Genomic DNA, 14,038 nt, shown 5'->3' with positions numbered 1-14,038 from the left:
TTAGCGTCTTGAGATGATGTTGTGTTCGTTGCGCAAGAATTGGCTTCTTGATTTGCGCATACGGTCGATGCGTTCTTCCGCCATGCGGTCCGCAGCCTGGTAGCTAGGAATTCCGTCGCGTTTCGAGATTGCAAAAATGCGCGTAATGCTGTCGTAAATTGTTTCAACGCGCTTCATCGCACGTTCGTTGTTGTATCCGTATAATTCATCCGCAACGTTGATCACGCCGCCTGAGTTGATAACGAAATCTGGTGCGTAAACGATGCCCAATGCTTCAAGCTCGTCGCCGTGGCGTTCTTCTTTCAATTGGTTGTTGGCTGAACCAGCAACAACTTTAACTTTCAATTGCGGAATCGTTTCATCGTTGATGATTGCGCCCATTGCGCAAGGCGCAAAGATGTCCGCTTGCTGTGAGTAGATGTCATTCGGTGCAACGGCAGTCGCTCCGAAATCTTTTACTGCGCGTGCTACGGCTTCTTGGTTGATATCCGTTACGATCAATTTAGCGCCTTCTTGATGCAGGTGTTCGCAAAGTGTGTAAGCTACGTTGCCGACGCCTTGCACAGTAACTGTTTTGCCTTCTAGTGAATCGTCGCCCCACGCTTCAAGCGCAGCCGCTTTCATGCCGATGTAGCAGCCGTAAGCTGTTACTGGTGAAGGGTTGCCTGAAGAACCGAATGCTGGAGAGATGCCTGTAACAAAATCAGTTTCTTCGTGGATCAAGTCCATATCCGCAACTGTTGTGCCAACGTCTTCAGCTGTGATGTAGCGCCCGTTCAAGCCTTGGATAAAGCGGCCGAAAGCACGGAACATTTCTTCGTTTTTGTCTTTTAACGGATCGCCGATGATAACTGTCTTGCCGCCGCCCAAGTTCAAGCCAGCTGCTGCGTTTTTATATGTCATTCCGCGTCCAAGGCGGATTGCATCTTCAATCGCTTCTTCTTCTGTTTCGTAGTTCCACATACGCGTTCCGCCAAGAGCCGGCCCTAAAGTTGTATCGTGGATGCAGATGATTGCTTTCAATCCAGAAGTTTTATCTTGGCAAAACACCAATTGTTCATAGTCGTGTTGTTCCATTCGTTTGAAAATTTCCATTGTCAAGTCCCCCTAGTATGTTTGTTGACTGCTTGATGAGCGGATAGCCAGCGCGAGCGAGTAAAGCTTCGTTTCAGCGCTGTCTGCGCGGGAAGTCAAAACGATTGGCGCTTTCGCACCCGCAATGACGCCTCCCACTTTCGCTTTTGCAAAATAGACCAATGATTTGTATAGGATGTTGCCGGATTCGATTGTAGGTACAAGCAAGATGTCGGCTTTGCCGGCAGTTTCGCCTGTGATCCCTTTATGCTGGGCCGCAGTAACAGATACTGCATTATCCAAGGCCAACGGGCCGTCGACGATGCAATTCTTGATTTGGCCCCGCTTGTTCATCGCGGTCAGCGCAGCGGCATCTAATGTCGCCTGCATGGTCGGGTTAATCACCTCGACGGCGGCTAACGGCGCCACCACTGGAAGTTCCACTCCAACTGAACGTGCGATAGAGACAGCGTTTTCAATTAATTGAGCTTTTTGTTGCAGGTCCGGCTCGATGTTCATGCCGGCATCAGTGATAAAAATCAGCCGATCGAAGCCTGCAATTTCGAACGCAGCGACGTGGGACAGCACATTTCCTGTCCGCAAACCATAATCCGGATTCAGCACTGCCTTCAATAAGACGGCTGTCGAAATATGCCCTTTCATCAAAACGTTCGAATCGTTCATGTAAACAGATTTGACGGCTTCTTTCGCCGCTTGGGCACTGCCGCTAACATGGTGGATCTGGATTTTCGGATGGCCGACCAAGTGTGGAAAATAACGTTTGATCATTTCCTTCACTTTCACCTCATCATCGTACAGCCGGAAACTCGCCAAATTGCGTTCGAGCGCCATGCTGACGGATTCAAGAACTTCGGAATCTGCCGCCGCAGCGACAGCCACCGTATTATCGGCTTCCATTGAAATTTCATCCATTATTTTCGTTAATGTGGTCATCTTTTCACCCCATTCCTTTTTAATTAAAACAGATAAAACTGCATTATATAAGGCTTGTAAGCGCTTTATTTTGGATTATCGGCTTTTTTCTTTGCAATTTCTTGCAAAACCGTGCAAGAAATTGCAAATCACATTAACCCGTATTTTTCAAGTTTGTAATAAAGCGTGCGCAAGGAAATTTCCAGCTGCTTCGCGGTTTTGGATTTATTGCCTTTGAATTGCGTCAGCGAATGGTGCAAGATGCCCCGCTCCACTGCATCCAATTGTTCCTGCAGCGGTACAGATGATTCGATAACCACTTCACTCTTTGCTTCAGCTACCCTCAGCATATTCAGTGGAATAAACTCTTCCGTCAATACTTTATCGTTCATCTGCATGAAAATCATCGAGCGGCTGATGATATTCTCGAGTTCCCGCACATTGCCCGGCCAGTCATAGACCCGTAGCAATTGCATGGCTTTCTCCGTTACCGTTTCAACATTGCGGCCGTATTCCTGGTTCAACTTCATCAACAAGCGGTCAACAATGCGCGGAATGTCCTGCTTTCGGTTGCGCAATGGCGGTATGAGAATCGGCATGCGGTTCAGCCGGTAATACAAGTCTTCCCGGAATGTGCCGCCGAGCAGCGCTTTTTCCATATTGGCATTCGTTGAGGCAATGACCCGAACATTGACAGGAATCGGCTTGGTGCCGCCAATACGCAGCGTTTCGTGCTCCTGCAGCACACGCAGCAATTTACTTTGGATCATCGGCGACAATTCACCGATTTCGTCAAGGAAGATGCTGCCGTTATTAGCTTCCTCGAACAAGCCTCTTTTCTCTCCGCTTTTCCCTGGAATTGCACCTTCCTCATATCCAAACAATTCACTATCGAGCAGTTCTTCCGATAAAGCAGCGCAGTTGACACGCACGAATTTATTGAACTTTCGTTCGCTTTCACTGTGGATGGCATGGGCGAACAATTCTTTGCCGGTGCCCGATTCGCCGCGCAATAAAACCGTAACGAGCGTTTGCGCGGCCAACTTTGCCTGTTGCAAACTCAACTGCATTTCAGAGGATAAGCCGATGATGTCATCAAACGTGTATTTCGATTCGAGCGTGCGGATAATGCTGCGAGCGCGGTCAAGCTCTTTCATGAGCGAGCGGATTTCGGTGGTATCGTGGATGACCCCGACACTGCCTTTCAACTTGTTGTCGACAATGATCGGTGCTACATTGACGATCACTTCCCGGTTAGCGGGACCTACCTTCAAATTGACGCCGCGGTATGGCTTCCGCGTTTGCAGCGCTTTCAAGTGCATGCTCTCCCCTTCGGAGATATCCGCCGACGCAGGCTGGCCGATAACCTGGTCCATCTCGAGTCCGGTGATGCGGGTATAAGCCGGATTCACGAGCAGGCCGATCCCTTGTTCATCCACCACTGAAATTGCGTCGTCACTAGAGGCGATGATTGCTTGAAGCATCGTCTGGATTTCTTTCAAATCCGTAATCTGTTCAGCGAGAGATACCACTTCCGTTATGTCTTTGAACACCGCAAAAGCGCCGATTGTCTCCCCGAATTCGTCGACCATCGGAAAACGCGAAGTGACAATCTTCAGGCCATTCTTCAGCTCGAGCTCCCGGTTCAATTCGGTTCGGCCGGTTTCAAAAATCCGCGGCAATTCGCTCAATGTGATCAATTCGTTGATGGGGTGGCCCATCGCTTCTTCGGCAGTCACTTCGATCATGCGGGACGCGCTCCTATTGATGAAATTGATGCGCCCTTTCCGGTCAATGCCGATCATTCCTTCTTCAACCGAATTGAAGATGATGTTTTGTTTGTGGCTGACTTCACTCATCAATGAAATGAACTGCTCTTTTTCGGTGACCAAGCGCACTAAGACATTGGCGATGCCTCCTGGAATAATGACCGTTTTCCGAGGGAACAGGCCAGGAAGCTCTCGCTGGACTTCTTCACTGCCGGAAACATTGAATACCATATCAACATCTTCGTTGGCAAAATCATGGAAATCCGTACTGACGCGAATGCCATTTTTTTGTGCAGCGAGTATGGCGGGCGCCTGCAAGTTAAGATCCGCGACGCCATAGACATTCAAGTATTCCGATTCCATTAAAATTTGAAGGATGGCTGAGCCGCCTGCCCCGCCTCCGATGACAACAACGTTTTGCAATGGACTTCATACCTTTCCAATTGATCTATGCAATTTCTTGCAATGCTCGTTCAAGCGTACAGTAGGATTAGATTCTTGACAAGTACCAGCAAAGTGGAAAACAATAGACGGAGAAGGAGTGGAAACATGGGACGTCTTATCGCTTTTATCATCTTGCTCATACCGGGAATCCTCGCAGCTTACGGCATCAAATTGATGCGTGATACTTTGTTTAATAAATTGCTCGAGCCTTATCCGGCATTGTGGCTGCAGTTTACGCTCGGCACCATTTTCGTTGTGCTCGGCATCGGGTTTTTCGCCGGTTTCCTGTTGAACCGCGACCGCAAAAAAGGAACCGTTTCAAAACGGTTCCAGAAATAACGCCATTCGGCAAAAAAAAATTGCGTCTACCCTTTTGAGGGCGGACGCAATTTTTTTATTACCCGGTGCGGGTAGTCTGTAATGATGCCTTTCAATTCTGGCGCCAATTTTTTCATCGCAGCTTCCCTGCCACGGATGCCATAGACGCGAACAGTCTTTTCCATTCCATGGAGAGCTTTTAAAAACTGCCTGGAGTAAATCCGCTTATGGAGATGGATGCTGTCTACCCAGTCCATCCCGTCGAGCATTTCCAGCGGCATTCTTTTCTTCAGGATCAACGCCATTTCTGTTTCTGGCAGCAGCGCTTTCATGTTCCGGAGGAGCTCCGGGTGGAAAGAAGACACATGAAAGTCTTCCGCCCCTTCAAGCATCGAAGCGATAATGCGGGGGCCGTCCGAGTGTTTCACAAACGAACTTTTCAATTCGATGTTCAATGGCACCTTTTTCTCTTTGGCCCATTGGATGACTTCGTAGCCGAGCGGGATGGAGTCGTGCCAAAACCTGCGATGCCATCGCTTGCCGATTTTCAATTCTTTCATCAAACTGTATTCGGCTTCTTCAATCTTCAGGTTCTTTCCGCTGAGCCGCTTGAGATTATCGTCATGGTAGACAATAACGACACCATCTTTGGTGATCTGGAGATCCAGCTCGATGCCGACGCCGCTTTCGCCTGCTTTGCGGAAAGCTTTCCAAGTGTTCTCGAGCGAATAGCCGGATGCCCCGCGATGGGCGTATATTCTCAGTTCAGACACGTTAAACCATCTTCTTTCTTTATAATTTGCATTCGTTTGAATAGCGTATTTTTATCATCATCACAAAATATTATAAAGCCTTCTTCGCGTTTTGTAACCTTTTATTTTAGCTTATCGCTTTTTCATGTCTTATTTAATTTATAAAAAAAGCCGCTTGCAGCAATGGTGAGAGCATGCAAGGCGGCGTGTTTGGCAATCGGGGATTATTTCCCTTGCCCATTTTTTGTGCTGTTGACGATCATGGCGATGAATTTCGAATTGGTGGGCTTTTCTTTCAGCAACTCTTCGCTGTATCCGAATATGGCAGAAATGTGCCGGGTATCGTCGCGGTTCCATACCAGTTCGATGGCGTGCCGGATAGACCTCTCTACGCGTGTCGGTGTCGAGTCCATCCGTTCTGCGACATTCGGATAAAGTTCCTTTGTTACTTTATTAAGCAAAGCAGGATTATCCATTACTTGAGAAATCGCTTCTTTCAAGTAGTGAAAGCCTTGGATGTGGGGCGGAATCCCGATATCTTTCATCAAGGCAACGATTTCTTCGTTCTTCAACGCCGCCGTTTTTTTCGGATTTTCCGGCAGTGGCCGGCTTTGCATAATGTGGTTGATCTGGATTGCCAGCCGTTCGGCTTCAAACGGCTTCATGATGAAATAGGAAGCGCCGTTTTGAGCTGCCTGTGACATGATGGATTCCTGGCCGAACGCTGACAGCATGATTACTTCAATATTGCGTAAACCTTCATCTTCTTTGATGGCGTCGAGAACCGCGATGCCATCCAAATAGGGCATGATGATATCCAGCACCAGAACATCGATTTCATGCTGGTTCAGCATTTCAATGCACGTCTTGCCGTTATAAGCGACAGCAACTACTTCCATATTTGGTTGGCTGCTTAAATAATCGCTCATTAGTTTCACTAAGTCGCTATTATCATCCGCGATTGCAATTTTTATCGTTTCCATCAACTAACTCCTCCTGCTAGGTGCTGCTGCACTTCTACCGCAACGAAAGTTTTCTATCTTTTGCAAGGGTCAGCAATTCCTCAGCGTGCTGCAGCGTCAAATCAGTGATTTCCGCACCTGACAGCATCCGGCTCATTTCTTCGGTCCGTTCCTGGCCGTCCAATTCGTGGACTGCCGTCGTCGTACGCTGCTTCCCGACTTTCTTTTCTATAAAGAGGTGCTGATCCGCCATAGCTGCTACTTGTGGCAAATGCGAAATGCACAGAACTTGCGAATGGACGGAAATCGCTGCAATCTTCTCAGCAATTGCCTGGGCGACACGGCCGCTGACGCCCGTGTCCACTTCGTCGAATATAATTGAAGTGATGCCTTGGTGTTTCGAGAAAATCGTTTTCAATGCCAGCATCATTCGCGACAATTCGCCGCCGGAAGCGACCTTTGTCAGCGGCTTCAGCGGCTCGCCAAGATTGGTGGAAATATAGAACGAAATGACATCTCCGCCATTGCGGTCAAAGCGGTTGTTTGGCAATGCACTGAAATTGACTTCAAATGATGCTTTGCCCATGTGCAGCTCACGCAATTGCTCCATGATTGCTTTGCCCAGTTTGCTTGCGGCTTTTTTTCGCAGAATGGTCAATTCGTCAGCGTCGACGCGCAAGTCTTCGGTCAATTCCTTCAACTTCGCTTGATCGAGCTGATAGCGCTGGTCACGGTTCACAAGTTTATCCAGTTCATCCGCTTGCTGTTCGTGGTAGATGAGTATATCTTCGACGGAAGCGCCGTATTTTCGCTTCAGCGATTGGATCAACGCCAAGCGCTGTTCGATTTCATTTAATCGGCTCGGATCGAATTCCATATCGTCTATCAAGCGTTTGATTTCAGAAGAAACGTCTTGCAGCTGATAAAATGCGCCTGAAACCAGTTCGGAATGGCTCTCGAATTGCTCATCAACCGACGCGGCATGCTCGAGTTCCGACATCGCGGAACCGACCCAGTCAAGCCCCTTTGATTCGCCTTGGATTGCTTCATGGGCTGCTGACACCGATTCGTAGATCTTTGTGAAATTTTGCAGCTTTTTCCGTTCCTGCAACAAATCTTCTTCTTCGCCTGTAATCAATTCCGCCGATTCGATTTCCCGCAATTGGAACGTCAGCAAGTCGATGCGTTGAGCTATTTGCTGCTCGTTTTCATTGTAAGACGCAAATTCCCGTTTCAGCTTCATGTATTTGTCGTAAGTGTGCGAATAGCTTTCTTTCGCCTTGCCCAATGAATTCCCGGCGAACTGATCCAAGAGATGCAGATGCTGTTTCTCATCCATCAATTCCTGGGTTTCGTGCTGGCCGTGGATGTCGATCAATGCCCCGCCAATTTCCCGCAGAATCGAAATCGTCACCAATTTGCCGTTGACGCGGCAGACGTTTTTGCCTTTATCGTTCAGTTCGCGGCGCAGTAAAATCTCGCCATCTGTCGGCTCCATGCCGAAATCCGCTAATTTAGCGAATACCGGATGCTTGCCATCTTCTATCGAGAAAAGGCCTTCAATTTCAGCTTTTTTCGCGCCATGGCGGATAAATTCCTGGCTTCCGCGTCCACCTGCAAGCAAATGAACGGCATCTATGATAATCGACTTACCGGCGCCGGTTTCCCCAGTTAATACAGTCAGTCCTTCTGTAAAACTGACTGTCAGCGCTTCGATGATTGCAAAATTGCGTATATCCAATTCACGCAGCATATGTCCACCTCTTTTTTAAAGCATCTCAATCAAACGTTGTCTCAATACTTCACGTTGGTCTGTATCACGGCAGATGATGAGACATGTATCATCTCCACAGATTGTGCCAAGGATTTCCTCCCAGTCCAAATGGTCGATCAATGAGCCGATTGCATGGGCATTGCCCGGCAATGTTTTCATGATCAAGAAATGGCTGGCGCCGTCAATACTGACGAAAGCATCCGTCAAAGCACGGTGCAATTTCTGCATAGGATTGAAGCGCTGGTCAGCCGGCAAGCTGTATTTATAACGGCCGTCCTGAAGCGGCACTTTCACTAAATGCAATTCCTTGATGTCCCTTGAAACAGTCGCTTGCGTTACTTCGTAGCCCGCTGACTTCAACAGTTCCACCAGTTCATCCTGTGTTTCGATTTCACGATTCGAAATGAGATCACGGATTTTTATATGTCTTTGCCCTTTGTTCAATTGAAGTCCTCCTAAGGATGAATAATTATTCCATATACCTTATAGCGTACCTTTATTCTGTACGAAAAACAAGTGAACAAGAAAACAAGCAAACTTATCTCATTTGCGTGGGTTGTGAACGCTTAATCGAAACAACTTTGTTTGACTAATATTCCAGTTAACAGCACCGTTAAAACTTATTCTTCTGTTCCTGTTTCTACGTCGCTGTGCTTGTTACAGGTGATGAAATGGCCTTGAAGCGCAATAAAAGGGCTGCCGAGAAATTCTCGACAGCCCTTTTGGAGTGTACTTACAGTGTTTCATGGGCCAATTTGACAAGGTTCGTTATCGCTTCATCGGACACCGGAGCGATTTCACTGCCTTCTGTCGCCGATTGCAGGTGGAACAAGAACTCAATATTCCCTTCGCCTCCTGTAATCGGTGAGAAAGACATATTCTTCACATGGAATCCCGACTGGATTGCGAAATTGCCGACTTTCGCCAACACGTCACGATGTGTTTTCGGTTCCCGTACGATGCCTTTTTTGCCAACAGCTTCTCGCCCTGCCTCAAATTGCGGTTTGACGAGTGCAATCACATCGCCGCCTGGCACAAGAATTTGTTTCAGTACCGGCAGGATGATGCGCAATGAAATGAAGCTGACGTCGATTGTTGCAAATTCCGGTAAACCTTCAGTGAAATCTTCCGGTTTTGAATGCCGGAAATTGGTTTTTTCCATAACAGTGACACGTTCATCTTGTCTGATTTTCCAAGCCAGCTGATTCGATCCCACATCCAAGGCGTAGCAATGTTTCGCGCCGTTTTGAAGGGCGCAATCCGTAAATCCGCCGGTCGAAGAACCGATGTCGAGCATCAATTTGCCTTCGACCGATAAATCAAATTCGGCGAGCGCTTTTTCAAGCTTCAGCCCGCCGCGGCTGACGTATTTCAAATCATTGCCTTTCATCCGCAATGGTGCGTCTTCCGGGATTTTCTCGCCCGGTTTGGCCATGCGTTCTTCATTGGAAAAAATAATGCCTGCCATGATGGCTCTTTTCGCTTTTTCACGCGTTTCACAGATACCCCGTTCAACGAGCAGGACATCTACACGCTCTTTTTTCGGTTTGTTCATAAGGCTTTCGATTCCGCCTTTTGCATAGCCGTCAATTTTTTCGCAATGCGCACCACTTCGTCGCTGTTCAAATGGATTTCATCCATCAATTCAGCGACATCGCCGTGCTCGATAAATTGATCTGGAATGCCGAGGCGGTGGATAACTGCGCCGTAATATTCGTTTTCTTCCGCAAATTCAAGAACCCCACTACCGAAGCCGCCTTGCAGCACTGCTTCTTCCAACGTGATGATTGGAATTTTGCGCCCGAATATTGAATGCAGCATTGCTTCGTCCATCGGTTTGATGAATCGCGCATTAACGACTTCCAGCTGGATTCCTTGCTCGCGCAGCTGTTCAGCCGCGTGAAGCGCCATTGGAATCGTTGTGCCGAACGTCAAGATGACCGCATCGGCGCCTTTTTCAAGAACTTCCCACGAGCCGATCGGCAAGCTTTTCAGTTCACTGTCCATCGGTACACCAAGGCCGTTGCCGCGCGGATAGCGCAAAGCGATCGGTCCGCCATTATAATCGATTGCCGTCTGCACCATGTGTTGGCCTTCGTTCTCGTCTTTTGGCATCATGATGACCATGTTCGGCAAGTTGCGCAGGAACGCCACATCGAATACGCCTTGATGCGTTTCGCCGTCCGCTCCGACAAGGCCCGCCCGGTCGATGCCGATAAAGACATTCAGGTTCTGGCGGCAAACATCGTGCACCACTTGGTCATACGCGCGCTGCAAGAATGTCGAATAAATCGCTAAGAACGGTTTCATGTCTTGCGTTGCTAAACCCGCAGCCATTGTCATGGCATGTTGTTCAGCGATGCCGACGTCATAAAAGCGGTCAGGGAATTCTGTAGCGAAACCAACAAGTTTCGAGCCCACAGGCATTGCCGGCGTGATGGCAACGATACGCTCGTCTTCACGCGCCAGTTTGCGGACGGTTTCAGCGATTAACCCGCTCCACGAAGGTGCTTTCGATGAAGATGCAACCAAGTCGCCTGTTTCCATTTTATAAGGGCCGGTTCCGTGCCACGTACCGACGATATCGTTTTCCGCGGGCAGGAAGCCTTTGCCTTTTTTCGTGATGACATGCAGCAATACCGGGCCTTTGGTTTTCTTGGCATATTTCAGGTTTTCTTCAAGCTCTTCAAGGTCATGACCGTCGATTGGACCTAGGTACGTAAATCCGAGCTCTTCAAAGAACATGCCGGAAACGACCAGATATTTTAAGCTGTCTTTAACGCGCTCCGCAGTAGAAGCGAGTTTTCCGCCAACCGCAGGAATTTTTTTCATCAAATATTCCAAATCGTCTTTAACTTTATTGTATTTGCCGGCTGTCCGCATTCTGCCAAGCACACTGTGCATAGCGCCGACATTCGGTGCTATCGACATTTCGTTATCGTTGAGGATGACGATCATATCGGTTTTTTCATGTCCGATATGGTTAAGCGCTTCAAACGCCATTCCGCCGGTCAACGCGCCGTCGCCGATAATCGGAATTACGTGATTTTTGGTTTTCTGAATGTCGCGTGCCGCAGCCATGCCCATCGCCGCTGACAAAGAAGTCGAGCTATGGCCAGTTTCCCAGACATCATGCTCGCTTTCAATGCGTTTCGGAAATCCACATAAGCCTTTAAACTGGCGCAGCGTATCAAATTGGCTAGCGCGCCCCGTCAGGATTTTGTGGACGTATGACTGATGCCCAACGTCCCAAATCAATTTATCGGACGGGCTGTCAAACACTTTATGCAAGGCGAGCGTCAGTTCGACGACACCTAAATTGGGGCCAATATGGCCTCCGGTTCTTGATAAGTTTTCAATTAGGAATTTCCGGATATCTTCACTTAATTCGACGAGCTGATCATTGTTCAGCCCTTTTAAGAAAGATGGACTGGTAATCGTATGCAGATCCATTGCCATCACACACCTTCTATATAATTTTACCGTAGAGTAATCTGTCTTTATTATAACAATCTGAAGCCATAGTACAAATCAGAGTGTATGTGTTCAGCTTTTTCTTTTTACGATTAATGCTGCGAGTTCTTCGAGCAGCGACGTTCTTCCGCGCAAAACCGAGACTGCTTGCAGGGCTTCGTGGGCATGGAAATCCAGTTTTTCTTTCGCTTTTGGCAGCGTTAACAAGCCTGGATAAGTGCTTTTCGCACTCGATTCGTCCTTGCCTGCGGTCTTGCCAAGCTCTTGTGACGTTCCTGTGACATCCAGAATATCATCTTGGATTTGGAACGCCAAACCGATGTGTTCGCCGAATTTGCCGAGCGCCACCATTTCTTCCGGCTGTGCGTTGCCGAGTATCGCGCCGGCAAGAATGCTGTATGTCAGCAATGCGCCCGTTTTCAAGCGGTGCACTTGTTCGAGTTCTTCAAGCGACAGTTTTTTCTCTTCGCCTTCGATGTCGAGTACTTGGCCGCCAACCATGCCTTCTGCACCAGCAGCGACACTCAGCAAATCGATGAGTCGCACTTTGTCATCGCTTGATACGTGGTTCAAACGAGCCAACACGCCGAAACTATACGTGAGTAACGCGTCGCCGGCAAGAATCGCCACAGCTTCTCCAAACACCTTATGGTTCGTCGGCATGCCTCTGCGCAAATCATCATTGTCCATGCTCGGCAGATCGTCGTGGATCAACGAATAGGTATGGATCATTTCAATCGACGCCGCAACTTTCAACGCGTCCGGATGGTCTTCACCAAGTTCGTGCAATACTGCTAAAAGCAGGATTGGCCGGATGCGCTTGCCTCCTGCCTGCAGCGAATAATGCATCGATTCCTTCAAGGACGCCGGAATGGACAGCATTTGGATTTGGTCCGCAAGTTCCTGTTGGATCAACGGTTCGTAATGGGCTCTAAATTCGCTTAAGTTCATTTGGCAGAACCGTCCTCAAGATTTACTGGCACTTCTTTGCCTTCTTGCATCATTGTCACCAATTGCTTTTCGGCATTCTGCAATTTGTCGTGGCAGACTTTCGATAATTCCATGCCTTTTTGGTATAAAGTGAGCGCTTCTTCGAGCGGCACATCACCTTGCTCTAATTGACGAACAATTTCTTCCAATTGTTCCATTGCCTGATTGAACATGATTTCTTTTTCAGCCATCTTGTCGCTCTCCTTCACTTTTTAAGATTCGTTCGCTTACGCTCGTTTTCAAAACGCCGTCTCTCATGGAAATGCTTAATCTATCGCCGGCTTCTACTTGCTCAACGCTTTTAATGACTTTGTCGTCTTTATAGATGATGGAATAGCCGCGGTCCATGATTTTCAAGGGACTTAAGGCATCCAATGTTCTCATCGCTGATGTTAATTGCTGGGTATTGTCCCGCACCGCAAGCGCTGCCAGCTGGTCGATCCTCTTTTTCAGCGCATCAATTTCCAGCGAAGATTGGCGGATTCGGCTTTCCGGGGTGCGCGTTGCCAGCTGTTTGTCCAAATTCTTGTACCGTTCGCGGGCATAATTAAATTGCTGGAACGTTTCCCGCCGCAATGACTCGGTCGCCCGTTCTACCCGTTCAATGAAGGGGCGGTACAAGCGGTCCGGATAAGCGAGCGGAAACGATGTCGTGAGCCGCTCCAAAGAAGCCTTTTCACGCGAAATTGTGTTTGCAGTCGTCCGGTACATGCCGCTGCGGTATTGGAGCAGCCGGTCCAGAAGCTCCGCCTTGCTCGGCACAGCGAGCTCAGCTGCGGCCGTCGGTGTCGGGGCACGCAAATCCGATACAAAATCGGCAATTGTCGTATCCGTTTCATGGCCGATGGCGCTGATGATTGGTATGCGCGATTGGTAAATGGCACGCGCGACAGCTTCTTCATTGAAGGACCATAAGTCTTCAATTGACCCGCCGCCGCGTCCGACGATTAGTATGTCGTAGTCTTTTTGATTCGCCGCTTGGATGGATTGCACAATCGATTGGGTCGCCTGTGCGCCTTGTACCAATGTGGGATAAATGACAACGTGTGCGAGGGGGTAGCGCCGGTTCAGCGTGATGCAAATATCGCGGACAGCTGCCCCGGTCGGCGCGGTGACCACTGCGATACGCTTTGGAAAGCGTGGAAATGCCTTTTTATGTGCGGCATTGAACAGCCCTTCTTTGGCGAGTTTTTCTTTCAGCTGTTCAAATGCCAGGTAGTAATCGCCAATGCCGTCTGCCTGCATGGATTGGGCATATAGCTGGTACTGGCCGGATGCCTCGTAAACGTTGACGTCTCCGCGGATCAGCACGGTCATGCCGCTTTCCGGTTTGAACTTCACCGCTTTGGCGTTTGCTGAGAACATGACTGCCGGCAGTCGCGACGCATCATCTTTTAAGGTGAAGTAGATGTGGCCGCTGGTATGGATTTTAACGTTGGATAATTCCCCTTTTACATAGACATCGCGCAGATGGGGATCCACATCAAATTTCTTTTTTATGTATTTGGTTAATGCTTTTACGGATAAATACGGGTCGGCCGCCAAAAT

13 protein-coding genes are annotated in these 14,038 nt (G+C 48.6%); 1 reads left to right on the top strand and 12 read right to left on the bottom strand.

Features of this window, described 5'->3' with window-relative positions:
* The 3 genes from AC4EHB_RS01905 to AC4EHB_RS01895 form a co-directional block, all read right to left on the bottom strand.
* Positions 1 to 1,095, bottom strand: a complete 1,095-nt coding sequence (locus tag AC4EHB_RS01905; RefSeq protein ID WP_490973895.1) for a Leu/Phe/Val dehydrogenase — start codon at positions 1,093 to 1,095, stop codon at positions 1 to 3.
* A gap of 12 nt (positions 1,096 to 1,107) precedes the next feature.
* Positions 1,108 to 2,028, bottom strand: coding sequence for a phosphate butyryltransferase (gene yqiS / locus AC4EHB_RS01900; RefSeq protein ID WP_490980531.1), 921 nt, complete (start codon positions 2,026 to 2,028; stop codon positions 1,108 to 1,110).
* A 128-nt stretch (positions 2,029 to 2,156) separates the two neighbouring features.
* A complete protein-coding gene (locus AC4EHB_RS01895; RefSeq protein WP_490980530.1) occupies positions 2,157 to 4,199 on the bottom strand; it encodes a sigma-54 interaction domain-containing protein in 2,043 nt (680 codons plus the stop codon).
* A 126-nt stretch (positions 4,200 to 4,325) separates the two neighbouring features.
* Between AC4EHB_RS01895 and AC4EHB_RS01890 the strand changes: the two genes are divergently transcribed.
* Positions 4,326 to 4,559: a DUF2627 domain-containing protein gene (locus AC4EHB_RS01890; protein WP_135504737.1), complete on the top strand. Its 234-nt coding sequence runs from the start codon at positions 4,326 to 4,328 to the stop codon at positions 4,557 to 4,559.
* A gap of 26 nt (positions 4,560 to 4,585) precedes the next feature.
* Here AC4EHB_RS01890 and AC4EHB_RS01885 read toward each other — a convergent pair whose 3' ends face one another.
* From AC4EHB_RS01885 to xseA, 9 genes are all read right to left on the bottom strand, one after another.
* A complete protein-coding gene (locus tag AC4EHB_RS01885; RefSeq protein WP_490973892.1) occupies positions 4,586 to 5,311 on the bottom strand; it encodes a glycerophosphodiester phosphodiesterase in 726 nt (241 codons plus the stop codon).
* Between the two features lie 203 nt (positions 5,312 to 5,514).
* On the bottom strand, positions 5,515 to 6,273 hold the full coding sequence (gene spo0A / locus AC4EHB_RS01880) for a sporulation transcription factor Spo0A (RefSeq protein ID WP_490980529.1): 759 nt from the start codon (positions 6,271 to 6,273) through the stop codon (positions 5,515 to 5,517).
* A gap of 34 nt (positions 6,274 to 6,307) precedes the next feature.
* On the bottom strand, positions 6,308 to 8,005 hold the full coding sequence (gene recN, locus AC4EHB_RS01875) for a DNA repair protein RecN (protein WP_490973890.1): 1,698 nt from the start codon (positions 8,003 to 8,005) through the stop codon (positions 6,308 to 6,310).
* Between the two features lie 15 nt (positions 8,006 to 8,020).
* Positions 8,021 to 8,470 (bottom strand): transcriptional regulator AhrC/ArgR, encoded by a 450-nt coding sequence (gene ahrC / locus AC4EHB_RS01870; protein WP_490980528.1) that lies wholly within the window; start codon positions 8,468 to 8,470, stop codon positions 8,021 to 8,023.
* 289 nt (positions 8,471 to 8,759) lie between these two features.
* Positions 8,760 to 9,581 carry a TlyA family RNA methyltransferase gene (locus AC4EHB_RS01865; protein ID WP_490973889.1) on the bottom strand — a complete coding sequence of 274 codons (822 nt, stop codon included), beginning with the start codon at positions 9,579 to 9,581 and terminating at the stop codon, positions 8,760 to 8,762.
* Entirely contained in the window at positions 9,578 to 11,479 is a 1,902-nt protein-coding gene (gene dxs, locus AC4EHB_RS01860) for a 1-deoxy-D-xylulose-5-phosphate synthase (protein ID WP_490975599.1), read from the bottom strand. Before dxs ends, AC4EHB_RS01865 begins: the two co-directional genes overlap by 4 nt.
* A gap of 93 nt (positions 11,480 to 11,572) precedes the next feature.
* Positions 11,573 to 12,451 (bottom strand): polyprenyl synthetase family protein, encoded by an 879-nt coding sequence (locus AC4EHB_RS01855; RefSeq protein ID WP_490980527.1) that lies wholly within the window; start codon positions 12,449 to 12,451, stop codon positions 11,573 to 11,575.
* Positions 12,448 to 12,681 (bottom strand): exodeoxyribonuclease VII small subunit, encoded by a 234-nt coding sequence (gene xseB / locus AC4EHB_RS01850; RefSeq protein ID WP_135501209.1) that lies wholly within the window; start codon positions 12,679 to 12,681, stop codon positions 12,448 to 12,450. The genes AC4EHB_RS01855 and xseB overlap by 4 nt, the downstream gene beginning before the upstream one ends.
* A complete protein-coding gene (xseA, locus tag AC4EHB_RS01845; RefSeq protein ID WP_490980526.1) occupies positions 12,674 to 14,035 on the bottom strand; it encodes an exodeoxyribonuclease VII large subunit in 1,362 nt (453 codons plus the stop codon). The genes xseB and xseA overlap by 8 nt, the downstream gene beginning before the upstream one ends.
* Positions 14,036 to 14,038: the final 3 nt, after the last annotated feature.

The organism is Planococcus sp. TJ-302 (assembly GCF_058268455.1).
This window is presented reverse-complemented; position numbering and strand designations above follow the sequence as displayed.